The sequence below is a fragment of the Geomonas agri genome, from assembly GCF_020179605.1.
GTDB lineage: Bacteria > Desulfobacterota > Desulfuromonadia > Geobacterales > Geobacteraceae > Geomonas > Geomonas agri.
In genome coordinates, this window is the sequence record NZ_JAINZO010000002.1 from 395392 (window position 1) to 414228 (window position 18837).

Consider the following 18837-nt stretch of genomic DNA (forward strand, 5'->3'; position numbering starts at 1 on the left):
TGACCGCGCGCCGTGGACCCGTAAATGCCGGCCGGGCCCGGGCAGACGGCGCACGGGGGCCTTCGGGATGGCAAAAAAGGGGGGAACAGGACGCACCGCTGCCCTGGCACCCGGAACCAGCCTGCTTTTGCCGGGGCGCGTCAGAGTTCCGGCCGACAGGCCCGGTGTCAGACCTCCGACGCCGGGGGCGCCTTTGACACGGCAGGGATGAGGGGGCGCGGCGTGTGCCGCGCCCCCTGTTCCTGTTAGCGGATCAGCTGCAGGACTTCCTGCGTCATCTGGTCCGTGGTGGTGATGGTCTTGGAGTTGGCGGAGTAGGCGCGCTGGGTGACGATCATCTTCACGAATTCGCTCGCCATGTCGACGTTACTCTGCTCGAGGGTGTTGGAGAGGATCTTTTCGCTGACGCCGTTGGGCGTGTTGGCGGCCAGGGAGAAGGCAGCCCCGGAGACGCCGGCCCCGGCGGTGGCCTGGTACAGCGCCCCCCCCTGCTTGGTCAGTGCGGTCGGGTTGGATGCGGTGACCACGGCCAGCCGCTGCACGGTGGCCGCGTTGGCAGGGGTGGCGGCGACGCCGACGGCGCCGGAGGTGTTGTAGTAGTTCTGGGTGATGCCGTCGGTGGCGAGATAGGTGATCAGGCCGGAATTGTCCATGCTGATGATCTTGCCGAAGTCGGTGGTAGGCGCGGTGCCGGTGTTCAGGAACTTGATCGGGTTACCAGAGGTGTCCAGCACCTGGTAGCCGTCCGGGTTCACCAGGGTCAGGTTGTTGTCCACCTGGAACGCGCCGGCGCGGGAGAGGTAGGCGGCGTTCTGGGTCGCCACCGGGGAGGTTGCGGTCGGCGGCTTGAGGGCGAAGAAGCTGGTCCCCTGGATGGCGAGGTCGGTCACGTTCTCCGAGCTCTGGGTCGAACCCTGGCTGAACACGTTCTGCACCGCCTGCATCTGCACGCCCTTACCGATCTGGGAACCGTTGCCGATATTCTGGGACAGCATGTCGGAAAAGAGGGTCCGCGCCCCTTTGAAACCGATGGTGTTGACGTTGGAGATGTTGTTGCCGATGACGTTCATCGCTTCGCCGTTTTGGATCAGACCGGAAACGCCAGTAAACAATGCGGAAGTAACACTCATTTTTTTGCCTCCTTAGGCTTTTTGTGGGACACCTCAGTCGGTCGGTGTCCCGCGGGCTTTCCTTCTGGAGGGCCAGCCCGTTTCAATTGTCGTTTGCTGTTAGAAAAATACTGCCGAGTCGATGTTGGTGAAAACGTTCCCTTTCATCCCTTGACGATCCATGGCGGTCACCACTGTCCGGTTTTTGACGCTCACCACCAGGGCCGCGTCGCCCATCAGGATCAGCGATTCCTTGCCACCCTTTTGCGCCACGCTGTCCACCGCCCCTTCCAGCTGCTTCATGTCGGCATCGGAGAGGGTGATACCGCGGGACTTGAGCCGTTCCTGGGCGTGCTGGGAGAGCCTGACCGGCTGCCCCGGCAGTTTCTGGTCCAGGACCTGGGCGAACGGGGTGCCGCTGCCGGTGTTTTTGGCTGCCGGCTTGGCGCCATTCTGGTTCGGCTTGACCGGCGCCTGGATCGGTTGGGGGAACAAGATGCTGTTGTCGATCATCTTAGGCTCCCTTAGGCTGCCTCGCTCACGGAGGTAACGTCGGTCAGGTTGATCTTCAGCCCGCCCACCGAAAGCACCGGGGTGCTGCCGGACATGTCGACACCGTTCACCTTGCCCCGCACGATACCCGTGGCGGTGACGGCAGTGCCGGCGGCGTCCTTGGCGGAGACGCTGAAGCTGTAGGCGCCGGGGGTGAGCTGCGCCCCGGAGTTGTCAGTTCCATCCCAGGCCAGGGTGTTGCTGCCCGAGTTCTGGGCGCCGGCGTTGATGGTCTTGACCACCTTGCCGTTGGCATCGAGCACGGAAACGGTCACCGTCTGTGCGCTCTTGCCCAGGTTGTAGTTGATGGCGCTGCTGCTCCCGGAGGCAAGTTCCACCTGGGAACCGGTGGCCTCCACCTGCTTGCCGATCAGCGAGACCGCCGCCATGGTACCGGCGTTGCTCCCCTGGTTCAGCATGTTCTGCAGGTTGGTGTTGGTGTTGTAGGCCTGCTCGACCTGGGTGAGCTGGGCGAGCTGCGAGATGAACTGGGTGCCGTCCTGAGGATTCAGAGGGTCCTGGTTCTGCAGCTGGGTCACGAACAGTTTCAGGAAATCGTCCTTGTTCATGCCCGTCGCCTGCTTCATCGCGGCCGCGGCCGAGGCCGTGGTTGCTGCGGATGTTGCGTCGGTTATCATCCTTACCTCCTTGCTAGAATCGTACGTCGAGCAGGCTGTTGACCTCGGCTGTCAGATAATTGACCCGGGGTGCATCCTGTCCGTCGTACCCTGCCCCCCTGGCGAACCGTTGGGGCTGTTGCCGCTGCTGATTGCCCCTATCCTCGTTGAGGGGGCCGTTGAACCCGCCACCGCCGGTAGAGACGTTGAACCCTTCCATGGTGAGATTCTTCCCGGAGAGGGCCTCGCGCAGCGAGTCGAGGTTGCTCATCAGGAGATCTTTGACCATGCGGTTGTCCGCCTGGACCTCCACGTTGAGACGGTTGTTGTCCATGCGGAGCTGGATCTTCAGCTCTCCCAGTTCGCCCGGGTTCAGCCTGATGCTCATCTGGCCGTTCCCTTTGCCGTCGTGGGTCACCACCCCTTCCCGTACCTGGGAAAGGATGCTTTCGTGCAGCTGACTTTTGGCCCCGGAGAGCTTCGCTTCCCCCTGCACCGCTTCGGCCGGGTTCCCCTGCGCCGTCAGTCCCACGCCCAGCATCTGGCTGTTCTGGTTCTCCTGCCCTTTCTGGTGCGACTGTCCCTGCTCGCCCTGGGCGCCCGACGTATCCCGCCCCGCCTCCAGTCCGGAGACAGAGTTGGCTGTTGCCGTCGTTGCACTCTTGGTGCCGGAAACGTCATCCCCCGAAGCTTTGCCAACGTTTACCTGCTGGGCTTGCACCGCTTCGTGTACCTGCTTCCCGGTGACGGCTTCGGCGTGGTGTGCGTCCCTAGGCTGCGGCTGCGCCGCCTGCTCGGCTTGCCCCCCCTGCTCCTGGGATACCGCTGCCGGGTCACCCTTTTGTTCCGGTTGTACCTTCACCTGGGGCGCTGTCGCCTCGGGCTTGGCCTCGCGGACCGTGGCGCCCTTGCCGTTGGCGTTCGCCATGGCGGCCGTCTCAGGTGCCGGGGTCTGCAGCTGCGGGGTCGCGTCTTGCGTTTGTGTTGCATCCTGTGCTGCTGTCTGGTCCTGCTGCACCGACGCTTGCTCCTGCCCCGCCGTTGTTGCGCCCGGGTCGGTTACCGTCGCGGGCTCGGCCTGCTTCCTGACCGGCATGGCCACGAAGCGCCCGGCGCCGGTTTCCTTGGCTGCCAGATGGCTGGCTGCCACGGTCTGATCGGCAGTCACGGTGGTTTTTGCGGCATCCGGCAATGCCGGAGCTTGCTGCCGCTCGCCCGCTGCGGGCGCACCTTGCGCCTGGGGCTGGTCAACCTGCGCTCCTTCTGTCGCGCCCGTCGAAGAGACCACCTGTGCTTTCCCCTGTGCGGCGGAGAGCTGTGCCGACTCGGCCTTCTGGCCGAACTGACTGCCGGCCGTGCCGGCGGTGGTCTGTTGCTGCTGTTGCGCTGCCTGCTGCGGCAGCTCCGGTTGTACCTCGCCTGCTGCCGATTGCGGCTGCATGCGCTGCTGCAGGGCGGCGAGCTTTTCGAGCGCGGTGGTGCCTGCTGCCGAGTTGGCCTCCTCGCTCCGTGCCGCCACGTTGGACTCGACCGCGGCCATGGCCACGACCAGTCCCGGGTTCGGGTCCGGCTTTGCTTCCGGGACCATCCCGGTTGCCGCTTGTGCGGCCTGAGCGTCAGCAACCGTTTCCGGTGTTGCCGCCTGCTCCACCTCCGCGTCCCCGGCAGCGCCTTTTGCCGTTTCCTGCGCCGGCTGGGCCGCGTCCTGGTCCGCATCGTCCTTGGCAACGTGATGCTTGCGGTGAAGCGCCGTCTTGTCAGCCGCCGGGGCATGGTCTGCATGAGCCGGTTTGTCGGTGCGTGACGAGTCGGCCTCCCGCGCCTGTGCCGGGCGTGTCTTGTCGTCGGCCTTGTGGGCGCGGGCAGAGGACTTAGGAGCATGCTCCGACGTCGGGCGTGCCGGCATCGCGGGTTGCTCCGGGGTCTGTCTCCCCTGCAGCAGTTGCTGGAACACCCCCGCACCGGGGGCTGCCGTTGCGTTTGCCATCCCGCTTTGCGCCGCTGGGGCCGGGATGGCGTCTGGAATGAATGCTGCGTTTTGAACCATCATGTGTGTGTCACCTCCTTTTCCTGAAATACGGCTGCGCCGATACACAGCCGGGCCGAAATCCGCCGCGGCAAGCGGCGGTTCGCACAGAGGTCAGCCGGTCACTGCCCGGCGAGGTTCAGCCTGGTCCACTCGAGGACCCTGGGCTGGTTGATGAAAGGGATCAACTTGACGGCGGTCTTCTGGTCCATCTGGTTCAACATCTGGATCACCATCTTCTCGTCCAGCTTGTTGAGCAGCGTCCCCGCCTCCTCAGGCTTCAGCCCCTTGTAGATCTTGATCATCTTCTTGTAGCGGTCGTCGTCCTGCTTCTTCTTGGCGGTGAGAGACTCCTCGATCCCCTTCTTGGCCGCGTTCAGCTCCGCCACCCGGGCGTCCAGCTTGGCGGAGAGCTGGTTCAGGGCCGCTTCCTTGGCGGCGAGCGCCGCCTCCTTCTGCGCCAACTGCTGCCGCTTGGCCTCGAGGGCCGCGCTTTCGCTGGTGAGCGAGCGGGGCGGGTTCTTCACCTCGGCCGCCTGGGCCTGGAAGATGTCGCGTTCGTTCCATAACAGCGGCAGGGCAATGAGAATAAGCACCAGCGCGCCTATCAACTTTTTCACTTATGCCCCCTCCCCTGGACGGCTATCTCGTCCAGGAAAGCACGTTCCCGGTTCAACTGCTCCATGCGCAGGTCGCGCATCTTCTTCTCCTTGAAGACCTCCAGGGCCTTCTTCTCCTTGGCGGCTGCCAAAAGCGCCTCGCGCTTTTCCTGTACCGCCTTCTCCAAAAGCACCAGGCTCTCCCGCAACTGGTGGATTTCCTGGGCCTTGCGGCGCGAGAAGTCTCCGTAGAGCTGCAGGTCCTTGGCTTCGATTCCGCTCATCTGCCGCTGGGCGCATTCCTGCTCCAACTGCTCCATCATGGCCTTCTCGTTCTTCAGCCGCTCCCTGGCGCTCTCGTGCTGCTGCTTGGCCGCCGCGAGTTCCAGCTGGTGCATCTTCTCCACTTCCTTGCGGAACTTGAGCACCTGTTCGAGCCTGAATTCCTGTCCTGCCATGGCCTACCCCCTGCCCACCTTCGCCAAGGCTACGGTGGGCAAGCCCCCGTAACCTCACTGTTATCTTCTTCTGTTCGCCGCTTCGCTGCGGCGCGCTAATCGTTCAGGCTGCCTGCTCCGAAGATCCGGGCCAGTGCCTCGATCGACTCCTCGAAGGTGACCTGGTCGGCCACGTCCTGCTTCAGGTAGGCGATCATCTGGTCCATCCGGGAAATGGCAAGGTCGATCTTCGGGTTGCTGCCCGCCTTGTAGGCGCCGATGTTGATCATATCCTCGGCCTGCCGGTAGGTGGCCAAGGTCTCCTTGAACTGCCCCGCCAGCGCCCGGTGCTCACGGCTGGTCACATCGCTCATGACACGGCTCGCGCTGTTCAACAGGTCGATCGGGGGGTAGATGTTCCTGGCCGCCAGCTCGCGGGTCAGGATGATGTGCCCGTCCAGGATGCTGCGCATCGCGTCGGAGATCGGTTCGTTGAAGTCGTCCCCCTCGACCAGGACCGTGTAGAGGCCGGTGATGCTCCCCCCCTGGAAGTTGCCGGTACGCTCCAAAAGCCGCGGCAGCGCCGCGAACACGCTCGGGGTGTACCCCTTGGTGGTGGGAGGCTCGCCGATGGCCAGCCCCACCTCGCGCATCGCCATGGCGAAACGGGTGGCGGAGTCCATCATCAGGAGCACCTTCTTCCCCTGGGCCTGGAAGTATTCCGCTATGGTGGTCGCTATGTAGGCACCACGCATCCGGACCAGCGGGGGCTGGTCAGAGGTCGCCACCACCACGACCGATTTCCTGAGACCTTCCGCCTGCAGGTCCTTCTCGATGAATTCCCTGAGTTCCCGGCCGCGCTCGCCGATCAGGGCGATCACGTTGACGTCGGCCTCGGTGTAGCGGGCGATCATACCCAGGAGGGTCGATTTGCCGACGCCCGAGCCGGCCATGATGCCGACCCGCTGTCCCTCGCCACAGGTCAACAGACCGTTGATGGGGCGGATGCCCAGGTTCAAGGGCTTCCTGATCGGGCGCCTTTTCATCGGGTTGACCGGGAGGGCGTAGATCGGGTACTCGTCAATGGTCTCGATGGGGCCCTTGTCGTCGATGGGTTCCCCGAGGCCGTCGATGACGCGCCCCAACAGCGCCGGGCCCACTCCCATGGCCGCCTTCTCGCGCCGGACGGAGATCACGCTCCCCAGTCCCACGCCGCGCAACTCACCCAGCGGCATGAGCAGGGTCTTGTTCTCCCGGAAACCGACCACCTCGGCGGGAATGGAGGGATGCCCCTCGGAGTGCACCTCGCACACGCTCCCTACCGCGGTCTCGGGGCAGTACCCCTCGATGACCAGGCCGACCACCTGGGTCACCTTGCCGTGGAAGCGCACCGGCTTGGCCGCCTCGACCACCGGCAGGTAGCGTGCCAGATCAATCCCCACTATCTTCTTCCTCCCGGCGCGTGTTCCTCTCCTCGGAGAGCCGGCGCATGATCTCCTCGAGCTGAGCGTCGAGCCCGGCGTCGATGTTGCCACGCACCGTCTCGACCAGGCAGCTCGCCGGCCCCAGGGCCGGGTCCTCGCGCAGCGCGATCTTCTTCCTGTCCCGGGTGAGCGCCTGGAACTGCGGAGAGTAGGCCACCACCTGGTACTCCTCGGGGTTCAACCGCACCACGATCTCCCCCTCGTCGGCGGCCAGTTCCACCGCCCCGTGCACCAGCCCGGCGACCAGGCCAGGGTCCAGGGAGAGCTCGCGCATCATCACCTTGCGGGCAATCAGCACCGAGAGCTTGAGCAGGTCCTCCTCCGCGTCGTGCATGAGCTGGGCCCGCAGCGCGCCGGTGGAGAGGAGCGCCTGGGCCAGCGCCTCGCTCACTTTGGCCAGATCCTCCTCGGCCTGCTGCCGCCCCTTCTTGATCCCCTCGACGTGCGCCTGCTGGATCCTTCTCAGGGCCTCGTCCTCGGCGATCACGGCCGGTGGGATCTCGGGTTCCTCTTCTTCCTCGGCCTGAGCGGCTTGTTCTTCCCCGCCGAGCTGGATGGGACGGAAGACTTCCTGCCCGGCCGGCGGGACCAGCACGCCCCCCAGCGGCTCCAGGGTGTAAGCCGCCGACTCGAACCCCTTCCTGATGATCTTAGACGAGGACATCTTCCGCCCCGCGTCCCGCGATGACCACCTTGCCTTCCTCCTCCATCTTGCGGACGATCTTGATGATCTCGCTCTGAGCCTTCTCCACGTCGGAGAGGCGCACCGGCCCCATGACCTCCAGGTCCTCCTTGATCATCTCGGCGGCACGGCTGGAGATGTTCCGGAAGATCTTGTCCTTGACCTCGTCCACCGAGGTCTTCATGGCCAGGGTCAGGGTGTCGTTGGAGACCTCGCGCATGATGGACTGGATGGCGCGGTCGTCCAGCTTGAAGATGTCCTCGAAGGTGAACAGGTGCTTCCTGATGACCTCGGCCAGCGGCGGGTTCATGGTGTCGAGCTTGTCCAGGATCTTCTTTTCGCGGCTTCTGTCCAGGTGCGCGAACATGTCCACCACCTTTTCCACGCCGCCCACCTTGAAGCGCTGTACCCCGCCCAGGGCGGTCAGCTCGACCCGGATCACCTCGTCGATCTCGGCGAGGATCTCTGGCGAGACCTGGTCCACCTCGGCGATCCTGATCACCACCTCGGCCTGCAGCTCCTGGGGCAAAAGTGCAATGATCTCGCTGGTCTGCTTGGGTTTGAGTTTCGCCAGCACCACGGCGATGGTCTGGGGGTGCTCCTGGGAGAAAAAGTTGGCGATGGTGCGCGGGTCCATGGTGGAGAGGATGTCGGCCATGTCGCCGATGCCGGAGGTGCGGATCTCCTGCAACAGGGTCTCCGCCCGCAGCGGCCCCAGGGCCTTCTCCAGGATCTTCTTGACGAACTCCTCCCCCTGGGAGAAGAAACCGGTTTCCGGGTTGGTGATATCGGTGAACTCCTCCACTACGGAAGCGATCTCCTCGCGCGGGACGTGGCCGAGCTTGGACATGCTCTGGCTGATCCGCTTGATATCGCCGTCATCCATGTGCCCGAAGACCTTGGCGGTCGCCTCGGGGCCCAAGTATAAAAGGAGTATGGCGGCCTTTTCGGCTCCGGTCATGCTGCACCTCTAAAGGTCATGATTCTCATCTAGTCCTTGCGCGAAAGCCAGTTCTGCAGGATCTGGGCGGCCTGGTAGGGGTCCTGCTTCACCTTCTCCACCAGCTCGATCTGGGTCACCCGCATTTTCTCCTGGGCCATCCTCTGCATCTCGAGCATGTGGGCGTTCTCGACCTCGTCCTGCACCGGCATGAACGAGGTGGCCGGCCTCTCGCTCTTCAGCATCTTCAACAGCGGCCGGATCACGAACAGGATCAGGGCCAGGAAGCCCAGGCCGATCAGGCCGTTCTTGATCAGGGTCTGCACGATAGGCGCGTCGTACCACTTGGGTGCCTCGCTGCCGCCTTCGCCGGTCTCCTGGAACGGGATGTTGGCCACGGTGACCTGGTCGCCGCGCTCTGCGTTGAAGCCGACGGCGCTCTTCACCAGCGCTTCGATCTTCTGCATCTCGTCCGGGGTGCGGGGCTGGTACTTGGGCGTGGCACCCGGCTTCGCCCCCACCGGGAGGTCATACTTGCCGTCCACGAGGACCGCCACCGATACCTTGGAGAGCGCCCCCACCGGCTCAATGATGCGTGCGGTGGAACGGCTCACCTCGTAATTCAGGGTTTCGTCGGTCTTGGAGCCGCCGCCGCTCTGTCCGGGGGCTGCCCCGGGGGCGCGGCCGAGGTTGGTCTGCGCACCGGGAACACCGGAGGCGGTGGTCGTGGTGCCACCTTTCTCCTCGCTTCTCTGCTCGCTTCTCACCGCGGCGGACTCGGGGTCGTAGCGCTCCTCGTACTTCTCCACCTGCTTGAAGTCGAAGTTCGCGGTAACCCTGGCCACGCACTTGCCGGAGCCGACCACGCGGTCCAGGAGCGTCTGCAGCTTGTCCTCCTGGGTCTTCTCAAAGTTGCGCTGGGTCTCCTGGCGCGATCCGGTCAGCTTGCTGGCCGGGTCGGAGGCGGTGTTGCCGGAGAGCATCTTGCCCCGGCTGTCCAGCACGGTAATCTGCTCCGGGTCCATCCCCTCGATGGACGAGGCCACCAGGTGCACGATTCCCTGCACCTCGGCCTCCCGCAGCATCCGGTTCGATTTCATCTTGAGCACGACCGAGGCGGTCGCCGGTTTCTCGGACTCCTTGAACAGGGTCTTCTCGGGGATGGCCAGGTGCACCCGGGCCGACTCGACCCCGGCGATCTGGGAGATGGTGCGCGACAGCTCGCCCTGCAGGGCGCGCTGGTAGTTCAGCTTCTGCACGAACTCGGTCATGCCGAAGTTCTTGCGGTCAAAGATCTCGTAACCGACGCCGCCCCCCTGGGGGAGACCGTCGCTGGCCATGGAGAGCCTCAGGTCGTACACCTTGTCCGAAGGAACCAGGATCGCCTTGCCGTCGGCCGCGATCTGGTAGGGGACCTTCTGCTCTTTCAATTTTTTGACAATCTCGCCGGCGTCGTCGCTGTTCAGGTTGGCGAACAGGGGACGGTAGTCGGTCTTGTTCGCCACGGTGATCAGCGCGGCGAAGGCGAGCAGCGACGCGAGCGCGACCCCCGCGACGATCATCCGCTTCCCGGTCGACATGGCGAGAAAAGGTTCCAGCAGTTTTTTAAGCCCTTCCGGCATGGTATCCCCTTACCCTCTTAAACCGGCATCCTCATGATCTCCTGGTACGCCTCGACCGCCTTGTTGCGCACCTGGGTCAGCATCTGGAAGGAAATGCTCGCCTTTTCCACCGCCAGCATCACCTCGTGCAGCCCCTTGGTCTCGCCGGTGGCGAGCCCCTGGATGGAGCGGTCCGCGGCGCCCTGCTGCTCGTTCACCTTGGAGACCATTTCCTCCAGAAACTTGCCGAAGCCGACGGTGGGGTTGCCCTGCGCCCCCTGGACGCCCTGCGTCTCCTGCGTTGGGAAAGCCTGGGAGAGTCCGCCTACCTTGGTAAGTGCCGATATTTCCATGTATAACCTCCGTTACCTAGCGCAGCAGGTCGAGCGTCTTCAAAGCCATGCTCTTGGCTGCATTGGTCGCCGTAATGTTCGCTTCATAGCTGCGGCTGGCCGTGATCATGTCGGCCATCTCCTCGACCACGTTGACGTTGGGATAGGCCACGTAGCCGTTGGCATCCGCGTCCGGGTGCCCCGGCTCGTACTGGAGCCTCGGAGGCCTCTGGTCCTCGTTGATCTGGGTCACCTGGACGCTCCTGGCCTCGTTGGCGCGGGAGAGCGCGGCGCCGAAGGAGTTCCCTTCCTTGACCGGGGTAGCGGTGAAGACCGCGTCCTTGCGCCGGTACGGTCCCCCCTCCGCGGTCCTGGTGGAGTTGACGTTGGCCAGGTTAGAGGAGATCAGGTTCATTCGGGTGCGCTCGGCGGCGAGGGCCGAGGCGCTGATGTCCATGGAAGTGAAAAAGTCCATTATAAGGTACCCCTTATGGCCTGCTTCAGTTCCTCGAACTTCTTGGTGAGGATCTGCACGCTGGCGTTGTACATGATCTGGTTCTCGGCCAGACGCCCCATCTCGGTCTCCATCTCCACGCCGTTGCCGTCGGGCGCCATGTTGCGCGAGCTCACCTCGACCACGTCACCCTGCACCTTCTCCAGCGAGGCGACGGAGGCCCCCTTGAGCGGGATGTGGCGCGGGTTGGTCAGCGAGCCAGCGTTAGGCCCCTGCTTCAAGGCGCTCTTTAACTGCCCTTCGAAGGAGAGGTCGGTGCTGGTATAGCCCGGCGTCTCCACGTTGGCGAGGTTAGCCGAGATCATGGTCTGGCGCTTCGCCCTCAGGTCCAGGGTCTTGCCCAGAAGTTCCACGGTCGTCCCGAATAATCCTTGTACTGGCATCTCTTCCTCCTTGGTCGCCAAGCTGCAACAGCAAAAGGCGTACCACCCACATCTGGCCCGTGTTATCGGTAGGTTACGCCGACGGGCAACAGCCGGGTCATCTTTTTGACAGTGTCAGGGGAGCTGACCGGCGATCTTCATACGCCAGTTCAGGTCGTTGAGCGCGTCGGAGGCGAGCTTGCCCCAGGTCCCCCCCAGCGCGGCCGCCTTGTCCCAGCTCGCCCTGGCCTCGCGCACCTCGCCCAGCTGCAGTTGCAGCTCTCCGCTCTTGTAGAGGAACTGGCCACCCATCTCGCTGGAGGCGATGCTCCCCCCCACCTGGCAGGCCGCCAGGGCCATCTGGTAATTCTTGCCGGCGGCAAGCGCCGTGGCCAGGGTGAAGTAGCCGTCGGGGAGGAGCGGGTCGTCGCGCTTGGCAGCCGCGGTGAACCGGGACAGACTGCGCACCGCGCCGCCGTGGTCCTTGGCCGCTTCGAGCGCCTTGCCCAGGTAGTATTCGCTCTCCGGGAGCTGCGCCCGGGCCCCCTTGGCGCCCAAAAACGCAAGCTGCGCCGCCGTACCGGGGAGGTCGCCCCGCTCGAAGGCCAGGCGCCCCAACTGCTCGCGCACCCGCCCCAAGTGCGGATCGCGGGGGAAGCGGGCCAGGAAGTCGCGCGCGGTGGCCTCGGCCAACGGCACGTTGCCGAAGGCGACGGCGTCGTCCACCATGCGGGCTACCAGGAAGGGGGCGCTGCCGGCGGCCCAGTTCTTCTGCTGCAGGTAGCCGAACAGTTCCAGTTCCTTGGCGGTCGCGCCGGTCTTTTCGAAGGCCTGCGCGATCCTCTCGGCGAAGCCGGGATCGCCGAAGCAGCGGGCCAGGTACTCGCGGTTGTCGAGAGCGAGCTGGACCAGCCCCTGCTCGTTGCCGGCGGCAGCGGTCTCCTGGTACACGGGGAACAGGATCTCCTCGCGCATCTTCTTGATGATGGTGCTGAAGATGCCGCGCGGGTAGCGCCGGTCATAGGTGACCACGGTCTCCAGCGCCTCCTTGGGCGGCGCGTAGAGCGAGAGGAGCAGCGTCATCTTGAAGAGCGCCTCGTCGCGCGAGGCGGGGTCGCCGGGCTCCTGGTAGACCGCCTGGTACTTGGCCAGCAGCTCCCGGTAGCGGTCGCGGGAGATGGTAAAGAGCTCGCGGTCGGCGAGCTTCAGGCGCGCCCTGCCGGCGGCCGGGCTGCCGGCGGAGTAGACCGCCACGCTTCGGTACATGGCCAGGGCCGCCTCTTTCTGCCCGTTCCGCTCGATGAGGTCGGCCAGGCGGTTCAAAAGCTCCGCCTGGTACGGGGTCCCCACGTAGCGGTCCATGAGGCGCAGCAGCATGGCGCGGGCGGCAGCGAAGTTGCCGGTGCGGGCCAGCGCGTCTGAGTAAGGCTGCATCACTTCCGGGGACTGCTCCAGGTACTGGGGCCACAGCCCTTCCCCCTGCCGGAAATAGGACAGGGCTTCCTGGTGCCGCCCCAGCCGCTCCAGCGCCTCGCCGAGCCGGAAGCAGGCCAGCGCTTTCGGGGCGGTGGCCTTGTTGGTGAACAGGGAAAATACGTTGATGGCCTCTTCCGCCTGGTCCCGGTACAGCAGGCTTTCCCCCTGCTGGAACAGGAGCGCTTCCCCCTCGGGGAGGAGCCCCTTGAGGACCTTGCCGTCGGTGGGGGCGAAGGGAACCCCGCCGGGATCGGCGTCGAAGTCGCGCACGAAGCGCTCGGTGCCGGAGAGGATCGGCTCGCGGCCGGGGGCGATGTCCACCCGCGTCACCCGTTTCACCCCGGGACCTATGTCCAACGACAAGACGCTGGGGTTGGCGCAGTCGACCACCTGGACCCCGGGGTCCGCCACGCGCAGCGGGATGGAGATGCTGAGCACGCCGCGCAGTTCGGACGTGGTGACACCGGCGAGATGCTTGTCGTTCAGGGCGCGCAGTTTCTTGAAACTCGGGGAGTCCGACCCGCGCACTTCGAGCCGGACCCGCCCGGGGAGAACCCGGAGGGTGTAGTCGGGAGGCGACTGGAAGGAGAGGTTGACCCTGGTGAAGCCCTGGTGGGGGTGCACCGCGATGCGCAACAGGCGGTTTTCCTGCTGCGCCAGGGCGCTGTGCGGCAGGGCGCAGGCGAGCAGTATCGTAACGAGCCCCAGGAAAAGCCCCGGGCCGGGTATGCGCAGCGTAAAGGTCATGGGGGAGTACAAGGCAAAAGGTATGCCGTAGGGGCGCGAATCAGCAACAACACGCTAACCTCTCGGGAGTACAGCATTTTATGGAGGAGGGAATTTTCCGTGGCGCCGGTTGCACGCCTAAGGAGACCGGCCAGTCAAAAAAACGAAGCTTGGGGATGTTTTTTTGACTCGCCGTCAGTGGTGCAGGATCTTCTCCAGTTTGTCCGCCAGTTCGTGCGGGGCATAGGGGGGCATGACCACGCCCTTCACCCCCGCCTTGAGCGCCTTCAGCACCGCGGTCCGGGTCCACTCGGGAGCCGAGAGGAGCACGGCACCGCCGCTGCGGTCCACCATCGGCACCACGCGCTTGCAGATGGCCAGGTCGCGGTCAGAGGTCTGCTTGAGGAAGATGAAGGCGGCGCGCACGTCGCCCTGGGCGAAGAGCCCTGGAAGGTCGGCCCCCAGTGGTGCATCGATCAGGTTGAGGCCCATGTCGGAGAGCCCCTGCACCAGTTCCTGGCGCCCCTGGTCATCCCCCAGCACTAAAATGGAGGGGAGCGGACCGGCGCTCTCCTCGCCCTCCGCCTCGACCTCGGCAACAGCCTCGACCGCAGCCTCCTCCGGCTGCGGGTCGAACAGGTTGGCCAGTGGGTGGGGAATCAGGATGTCCACCATGTTCATCTCGTGCCCCTCGATCTGCAGGGGGGCACGGTACATCAGGTACTCGCCGTCCGGGAAGGGGAGCTCGTCGGTGAGCGGGTCGGTACCGGGAACGTACTTCTGCGGCGGGAGGAGCTTCAGATGCACCTTGTCCGGCAGGTTGGGCTGGAACACCGAGTTGAAGGAGCCGATGATCTGGTTGGCGATCTCGCCGAAGGCGTCCACGTCATCCGGCTCCTGAATGGAAAGCCGGCGTTTCTCCTGGATCCTCGGCCCCGGGATCCCCAGCAGGATCGAGCTCATGACGATGGTGTCGCCCAGCGAGAAGAGGAGGTAGAAGAAGCCCGGGTACGCCTCGCGCGACTCCACCCCTACCACGTAGATGGGATTGTCCTCGTCGCCCAGGTAGCTCTTGCGGTTGGTGTTGAGGACGTCGGAGGCGGCCACGGACATGCCCTGGCCCAGGAGCATGCTGCTCTCCTCCCCGGCCTGCTTCATGGCGGCGTCCAACATGGATTGTAGTTTTTCGAATGCAGCCATTACCGTACCGCCTAGACTTCCTTCCTGAGTTTCAAGCCGACCAGGAAGCGGTCACCCTCGTTGGTGAAGGGGATGATGACGCAGTCACTGTCGGCCATGGAGTTGACCGTGTAGTCCTCGCCGGAGATGACCGTCGGGATGGAGAGGTTGATGTCCAGTCCCCCCTTGGAGAGGATCTGCTTCACGTAGCCGCCGAGCATGTTGGCGATCTCGCCCAGTGCGTCGTTGACGTCCTCGCCGACCTCCTCCACGTCCATGCCGAGCATGTTGGAGGTGATCCTCAAGGCCAGGTGCCGCGGGCAGTGGATGGAGAGTATGCCGGTATAGGTCCCCGCCAGGCCGACCATCCCGGTGACCGAGCAGTGGAACGAGGTGACCGGCTCCTTGAGGGGATAGCTGTCCTCGAGGGCCATCATCACCATGGTTTCGAACACCTCCTTGGTGGCGTTGATGACATACGATGCCAGATCCGCCTCCTCAAGGTGTGTCGCGGCTGCGATATCCTGGTTCAGGGACATCATAAAAGCCCCCCGAGCTTCTCGTTCAACTGGTCAGGCGTGAACGGCTTCTTGATACTGTCGCTGGCGCCGTTGTTGATCGCCTCCTTGAGGATGTCCTCGCCCCCCTCGGTGGTGATCATGACGATCGGGGTATTGACCCCTTTGCCGCGGACGCACTTGATGAACTCGAGCCCGTCCATGTTGGGCATGTTGATGTCCGACAGGATCAGGTCGATGGTTTTCCCTTCCATGGCGGAGAGGGCCTCGATGCCGTCGCCGGCCTCGTAGATGTCGTCGATGGCGAGCCCTGCCTGGCGCAGGCTGCGGGAAATGATCTTTCTCATGGTCGAGGAATCGTCCACTATCAATACGTTGCCCATGCTGTTCTCCTCCTTGGATGGTTATCTATGCTCGCACAGGGCGGCTTTTTTCTGTTCCGGGTGCCGCAGCGTGGGGCAGTCCCGATGACTGCCTAATCGGCGCGCAATGGCGGGAACTTTAACCCTTAATCAGGACTTGAAGGTGCAGCGCTCGTTGTGCAGCGGCAAAAGGACCGAGAAGCAGCTCCCCTTGCCCGCGCTGCTCTCAACGCGGATACTGCCGCCGTGCGCCTCCACTATCGCCTTGCTGATGGTCAGCCCGAGCCCGGTCCCCTTGAACCCCTGGGCGCCCGAGGCTCGGAAGTACTTGTTGAAGATGCGCGGCAGCTCAGTTTCCGGGATCCCTATGCCGGTGTCGCTGACACGGACCAGCAGGCAATCGTCCTCGAGCGTGCTGGTGACGCTGATGGTGCCACGCCTGGGGGTGAACTTCACCGCGTTGCCGATCAGGTTGGCAAAGACCCGGGTGATCTGCTTCTCGTCCAGGTCGAGTGTCGGGATGCCGTCGCAGATGTCGCTCAGGAAGTAGGAGCCGTGCACCGCGGCCTCCTGCTCGCCGTCACGGCAGCACCCCTCCAGGAGCGACCGGGCGTCGCAGGGCTGGCGGTCGATCTGTAAAAGCCCCGCCTCCAGCCGGTAGGCGTCCAGCACGTCGTCGATCATGGAGAGCATCTTGACCGCGCTCTTCTCCATCTCCTTCACGAAGAGGTGCAGCGAGGGATCCATCTTGGTGGGCATCTCCCCCATGAGCCCCTGCATGTATCCCATGATCACGGTAAGCGGCGACTTGAGGTCGTGGGTCATCATGGCCACGAACTCTTCGCGCTGGCGTTTCTCGCGCTTGTCGTGGCTGATGTCGCGCAGCTGGTACAGTTCCCCGGCCAGAGAGCCCCCCCCCAGGGGGGTGGAGCGAACCTGGATCACGGCGCCGTCGACGCTGATCTCCACCGGCTCGTCCTGCGCATTCTCACTGAGCACGCGGTAGATCGGGGTCCGCAGCGGGAGCATGTCCACCCGTTTGCCCAGCACCTTGGCACGCTCGACGTGCAGGATCTCCTCCGCCCTGCGGTTGACGAAAAGCACCGTACCGCCGGCGTCGAGATAGACCGCTCCGCAGTCGACCTCTTCCAGCAGACGCGCCGCCAGGTTGTCACGTTCCTCCTGCATGCTACCTCCAGCTTCAAAGCCCTGTTTTTGCTTATCGGAAACTGTCTGCATAGCTTGAGCCAAAAGAACGGCAAAAGTTTACCAGAGGGAGAGTGAATGGGAATTATGGGAGGGATGGGATTTTGGGGAATAATGGGAAAACAGGGAAATCGGAGGGGAGTGGCGTTGCTCCCTCCCCCGGAGGGGGAGGGATAGAGAGGTGGGAGGGGCTAGCGACCCGCCATCTGCAGCGGCAGACCGTTGTTGTACCAGCCGACGATGCCGTCGGTCATATTGTAGATCTGGCGGAACCCTTTTGAGGCCAGGTAGCTGGCGGCGGTGGAGGAACGGGCGCCTACGGCGCAGTAAACCAGCACCGGCCGGTCACGCGGAACTTCCTGCACACGACGGTTCAACTCGCCCAGAGGGATCAACCGCGCCCCCTTCAGGTGCGCCTGGCGGTACTCGTCCGGGGTGCGCACATCGAGCAGCACCATCTTGGGGGTCTTGGCCAGCAATGCCTGGGCCTGTTTCGAGGTGACGTTGGCAGGCTCAACGGCCTGGGAAAGGGAAGCGGTCAACAGCAACACGGACAACAGTACGGCGATAAATCTCATTTGGTGAACATCTCCTTGCAAATTAACTAATCGACTTCGAGTACGTACCCCACCTGCATGGCCTTGAACCCGCCGGGGAAGGCGGTGGCGAGCCGGGCGGCGGCATGGAACCCGGTGCAATGCCCGGGACAGATCTTCTTCAGCCCGTAACGCTTCAGGGCTTTAATGGTAGCGTCAATCTGTGTCTGTGGCGAGAAGGCGAGATGGCATCCTCCCACCACCCCGTACACCTGCTCCACGCCGGTTCGCTCGCGAGCGAGCTCCAGGGTGTTGACGACCCCGGCGTGACAGCAGCCCAGCAACAGCAACAGCCCCTTCTCCGTCACGATAACCAGGGATTGATCGTCAGTGACCCTATCCCTCTGGCAGCCGGCCTCGTCGCAGAAAAGGCCGGCGTCCCCCTCCTCATAGCTGGTGCTGCGCGGCACCTCGCCGGTCAGGAAAACGCCGGGGAGCACCTCCCGGAAGGAGTCACTGTAGGAGAAGGTCGCGCCCAGTCCGGTCAAAAAATCTTGGGAGTAGGGTATGCCGACCGAACGGGTGCTCCCCTCGCGCAGCACGTAGCGTGGGGTGAAGACGTCAGGATGCGCCAGTATGCGCTTGGGACCGGCCACCTGCAACAACGGCCAGAGGCCACCGGCATGATCGTAGTGGCCGTGGGAGAGCACCACCTGCTCAACTGCTTTCAGGTCCACGTTCATGCGCTGGGCGTTGTGCAACAGCGTGTGGCCACCGCCGGTGTCGAAGAGGAGCGACTGGTCTCCCACCTGCACCAAGGCGGCGAAACCGTGCTCACCGAGCGTGCCGGAGATGGCCCCGGCGGTGTTGTCGCAGAGGACCCGGATGCGGCAGATCATTTACGGCACTCTGCCGGCGGCAGCTTGGGCACGCCCAGCTTGTCCAGAATGGTCATCATCGGGCACCAGTTGGTGAAGCCGGACTGCAAGAGGTTCAGGCCGATGAAGGCGGTGAACCAGAGCCAGTTCGGATTGTGAAAGTGGGCCAGCGCCAAGGAGAGCAGGGTGAAGGTGCCGGCGATCAGTCTCAACAGTCTGTCGATGTACATGCGAACCTCCTTTACTTAGGTCACTGCTTCTGCTGCAGCAGTTCGGCTACCTTGCCCGCCGTGGTGGCGGTGAACTCCACGCAGCGCTTCTTGCCGTTGGCGGTGAGGGCCTTGCAGCAGGTGACGCGGTACTGCTCCTTGAACCAGTGGTGCAGTTCCTTGGTGAGCGCGGCTGCCGCCTTGCGGTCCTGCACCACCAGGCCTATGGCCATGGTGCCGCCGGCCACCGCACCGCAGATGCAGCCGGCGCCGGAACCGCCGCCAAAACCGGAAGCCAGGTGCACCAGTTCGTCGCCCGCCTCGGGCAGGAACTCATTTTTCACCGCGGCCAGTACGGCCTCGGCGCAGTGCATCTTGCCGGAGCGGTAGAACCCCTCCGCCTCGTTGGCCACCTTATCGGCTACTGACTCGCCGTTCACTTTTTCAGCAACATTCTTTCGCAACCAAAACACGTAAAACCTCCTAAAGGCA

At 64.1% G+C, this 18837-nt stretch carries 22 protein-coding genes; all 22 read right to left on the reverse strand.

Annotated elements, in window-relative coordinates:
* Positions 1–245: 245 nt before the first annotated feature.
* Positions 246–1130, reverse strand: coding sequence for a flagellar hook-basal body protein (locus K7R21_RS13170; protein WP_224983764.1), 885 nt, complete (start codon positions 1128–1130; stop codon positions 246–248).
* 99 nt (positions 1131–1229) lie between these two features.
* The gene (locus K7R21_RS13175; protein WP_224983765.1) at positions 1230–1622 is read right to left on the reverse strand and encodes a TIGR02530 family flagellar biosynthesis protein; all 393 of its coding nucleotides are present in this window, start codon (positions 1620–1622) and stop codon (positions 1230–1232) included.
* Between the two features lie 11 nt (positions 1623–1633).
* Positions 1634–2299, reverse strand: a complete 666-nt coding sequence (locus K7R21_RS13180; protein WP_224983766.1) for a flagellar hook assembly protein FlgD — start codon at positions 2297–2299, stop codon at positions 1634–1636.
* Positions 2300–2312: 13 nt separating this feature from the next.
* Positions 2313–4328 (reverse strand): flagellar hook-length control protein FliK, encoded by a 2016-nt coding sequence (locus K7R21_RS13185; protein ID WP_224983767.1) that lies wholly within the window; start codon positions 4326–4328, stop codon positions 2313–2315.
* Positions 4329–4426: 98 nt separating this feature from the next.
* Positions 4427–4924, reverse strand: coding sequence for a MotE family protein (locus tag K7R21_RS13190; RefSeq protein ID WP_224983768.1), 498 nt, complete (start codon positions 4922–4924; stop codon positions 4427–4429).
* The gene (gene fliJ / locus K7R21_RS13195) at positions 4921–5361 is read right to left on the reverse strand and encodes a flagellar export protein FliJ (RefSeq protein ID WP_224983769.1); all 441 of its coding nucleotides are present in this window, start codon (positions 5359–5361) and stop codon (positions 4921–4923) included. The genes K7R21_RS13190 and fliJ overlap by 4 nt, the downstream gene beginning before the upstream one ends.
* Positions 5362–5456: 95 nt before the next feature.
* Complete coding sequence (gene fliI, locus K7R21_RS13200) at positions 5457–6785, reverse strand: flagellar protein export ATPase FliI (protein ID WP_224984904.1); 1329 nt, start codon at positions 6783–6785, stop codon at positions 5457–5459.
* Positions 6772–7488: a FliH/SctL family protein gene (locus K7R21_RS13205; RefSeq protein WP_224983770.1), complete on the reverse strand. Its 717-nt coding sequence runs from the start codon at positions 7486–7488 to the stop codon at positions 6772–6774. Before K7R21_RS13205 ends, fliI begins: the two co-directional genes overlap by 14 nt.
* Entirely contained in the window at positions 7475–8467 is a 993-nt protein-coding gene (gene fliG, locus K7R21_RS13210) for a flagellar motor switch protein FliG (RefSeq protein ID WP_199395774.1), read from the reverse strand. The genes K7R21_RS13205 and fliG overlap by 14 nt, the downstream gene beginning before the upstream one ends.
* A 29-nt stretch (positions 8468–8496) precedes the next feature.
* Complete coding sequence (gene fliF / locus K7R21_RS13215) at positions 8497–10068, reverse strand: flagellar basal-body MS-ring/collar protein FliF (protein WP_224983771.1); 1572 nt, start codon at positions 10066–10068, stop codon at positions 8497–8499.
* 17 nt (positions 10069–10085) lie between these two features.
* A complete protein-coding gene (gene fliE, locus K7R21_RS13220; RefSeq protein WP_224983772.1) occupies positions 10086–10400 on the reverse strand; it encodes a flagellar hook-basal body complex protein FliE in 315 nt (104 codons plus the stop codon).
* Between the two features lie 16 nt (positions 10401–10416).
* Positions 10417–10854: a flagellar basal body rod protein FlgC gene (gene flgC / locus K7R21_RS13225; RefSeq protein WP_216508717.1), complete on the reverse strand. Its 438-nt coding sequence runs from the start codon at positions 10852–10854 to the stop codon at positions 10417–10419.
* Positions 10854–11276, reverse strand: a complete 423-nt coding sequence (flgB, locus tag K7R21_RS13230; RefSeq protein ID WP_224983773.1) for a flagellar basal body rod protein FlgB — start codon at positions 11274–11276, stop codon at positions 10854–10856. Before flgB ends, flgC begins: the two co-directional genes overlap by 1 nt.
* A 114-nt stretch (positions 11277–11390) precedes the next feature.
* Complete coding sequence (locus tag K7R21_RS13235) at positions 11391–13478, reverse strand: tetratricopeptide repeat protein (protein WP_224983774.1); 2088 nt, start codon at positions 13476–13478, stop codon at positions 11391–11393.
* Positions 13479–13652: 174 nt separating this feature from the next.
* The gene (locus tag K7R21_RS13240) at positions 13653–14657 is read right to left on the reverse strand and encodes a response regulator (protein WP_224983775.1); all 1005 of its coding nucleotides are present in this window, start codon (positions 14655–14657) and stop codon (positions 13653–13655) included.
* Between the two features lie 11 nt (positions 14658–14668).
* Entirely contained in the window at positions 14669–15178 is a 510-nt protein-coding gene (locus K7R21_RS13245) for a chemotaxis protein CheX (protein WP_404813655.1), read from the reverse strand.
* A complete protein-coding gene (locus K7R21_RS13250; protein WP_199395781.1) occupies positions 15175–15537 on the reverse strand; it encodes a response regulator in 363 nt (120 codons plus the stop codon). Before K7R21_RS13250 ends, K7R21_RS13245 begins: the two co-directional genes overlap by 4 nt.
* Positions 15538–15666: 129 nt before the next feature.
* Complete coding sequence (locus K7R21_RS13255) at positions 15667–16704, reverse strand: sensor histidine kinase (protein WP_224983776.1); 1038 nt, start codon at positions 16702–16704, stop codon at positions 15667–15669.
* 209 nt (positions 16705–16913) lie between these two features.
* A complete protein-coding gene (locus tag K7R21_RS13260; protein WP_224983777.1) occupies positions 16914–17300 on the reverse strand; it encodes a rhodanese-like domain-containing protein in 387 nt (128 codons plus the stop codon).
* Positions 17301–17326: 26 nt separating this feature from the next.
* A complete protein-coding gene (locus K7R21_RS13265; protein WP_224983778.1) occupies positions 17327–18157 on the reverse strand; it encodes an MBL fold metallo-hydrolase in 831 nt (276 codons plus the stop codon).
* Positions 18154–18366, reverse strand: coding sequence for a YgaP family membrane protein (locus tag K7R21_RS13270; RefSeq protein ID WP_224983779.1), 213 nt, complete (start codon positions 18364–18366; stop codon positions 18154–18156). Before K7R21_RS13270 ends, K7R21_RS13265 begins: the two co-directional genes overlap by 4 nt.
* Before the next feature lie 20 nt (positions 18367–18386).
* Positions 18387–18818, reverse strand: coding sequence for a C-GCAxxG-C-C family protein (locus K7R21_RS13275; RefSeq protein ID WP_224983780.1), 432 nt, complete (start codon positions 18816–18818; stop codon positions 18387–18389).
* Positions 18819–18837 lie beyond the last annotated feature (19 nt).

What these genes read in the sequence shown, in the direction of transcription:
- K7R21_RS13170 (WP_224983764.1), bottom strand. Translation starts at nt 1,130, where the DNA reads ATGAGTGTTACTTCCGCATTGTTTACTGGCGTTTCCGGTCTGATCCAA.
- K7R21_RS13175 (WP_224983765.1), bottom strand. Translation starts at nt 1,622, where the DNA reads ATGATCGACAACAGCATCTTGTTCCCCCAACCGATCCAGGCGCCGGTC.
- K7R21_RS13180 (WP_224983766.1), bottom strand. Translation starts at nt 2,299, where the DNA reads ATGATAACCGACGCAACATCCGCAGCAACCACGGCCTCGGCCGCGGCC.
- K7R21_RS13185 (WP_224983767.1), bottom strand. Translation starts at nt 4,328, where the DNA reads ATGATGGTTCAAAACGCAGCATTCATTCCAGACGCCATCCCGGCCCCA.
- fliJ (WP_224983769.1), bottom strand. Translation starts at nt 5,361, where the DNA reads ATGGCAGGACAGGAATTCAGGCTCGAACAGGTGCTCAAGTTCCGCAAG.
- K7R21_RS13205 (WP_224983770.1), bottom strand. Translation starts at nt 7,488, where the DNA reads ATGTCCTCGTCTAAGATCATCAGGAAGGGGTTCGAGTCGGCGGCTTAC.
- fliG (WP_199395774.1), bottom strand. Translation starts at nt 8,467, where the DNA reads ATGACCGGAGCCGAAAAGGCCGCCATACTCCTTTTATACTTGGGCCCC.
- fliF (WP_224983771.1), bottom strand. Translation starts at nt 10,068, where the DNA reads ATGCCGGAAGGGCTTAAAAAACTGCTGGAACCTTTTCTCGCCATGTCG.
- fliE (WP_224983772.1), bottom strand. Translation starts at nt 10,400, where the DNA reads ATGGAAATATCGGCACTTACCAAGGTAGGCGGACTCTCCCAGGCTTTC.
- flgC (WP_216508717.1), bottom strand. Translation starts at nt 10,854, where the DNA reads ATGGACTTTTTCACTTCCATGGACATCAGCGCCTCGGCCCTCGCCGCC.
- flgB (WP_224983773.1), bottom strand. Translation starts at nt 11,276, where the DNA reads ATGCCAGTACAAGGATTATTCGGGACGACCGTGGAACTTCTGGGCAAG.
- K7R21_RS13235 (WP_224983774.1), bottom strand. Translation starts at nt 13,478, where the DNA reads ATGACCTTTACGCTGCGCATACCCGGCCCGGGGCTTTTCCTGGGGCTC.
- K7R21_RS13240 (WP_224983775.1), bottom strand. Translation starts at nt 14,657, where the DNA reads ATGGCTGCATTCGAAAAACTACAATCCATGTTGGACGCCGCCATGAAG.
- K7R21_RS13245 (WP_404813655.1), bottom strand. Translation starts at nt 15,178, where the DNA reads ATGATGTCCCTGAACCAGGATATCGCAGCCGCGACACACCTTGAGGAG.
- K7R21_RS13250 (WP_199395781.1), bottom strand. Translation starts at nt 15,537, where the DNA reads ATGGGCAACGTATTGATAGTGGACGATTCCTCGACCATGAGAAAGATC.
- K7R21_RS13255 (WP_224983776.1), bottom strand. Translation starts at nt 16,704, where the DNA reads ATGCAGGAGGAACGTGACAACCTGGCGGCGCGTCTGCTGGAAGAGGTC.
- K7R21_RS13260 (WP_224983777.1), bottom strand. Translation starts at nt 17,300, where the DNA reads ATGAGATTTATCGCCGTACTGTTGTCCGTGTTGCTGTTGACCGCTTCC.
- K7R21_RS13265 (WP_224983778.1), bottom strand. Translation starts at nt 18,157, where the DNA reads ATGATCTGCCGCATCCGGGTCCTCTGCGACAACACCGCCGGGGCCATC.
- K7R21_RS13270 (WP_224983779.1), bottom strand. Translation starts at nt 18,366, where the DNA reads ATGTACATCGACAGACTGTTGAGACTGATCGCCGGCACCTTCACCCTG.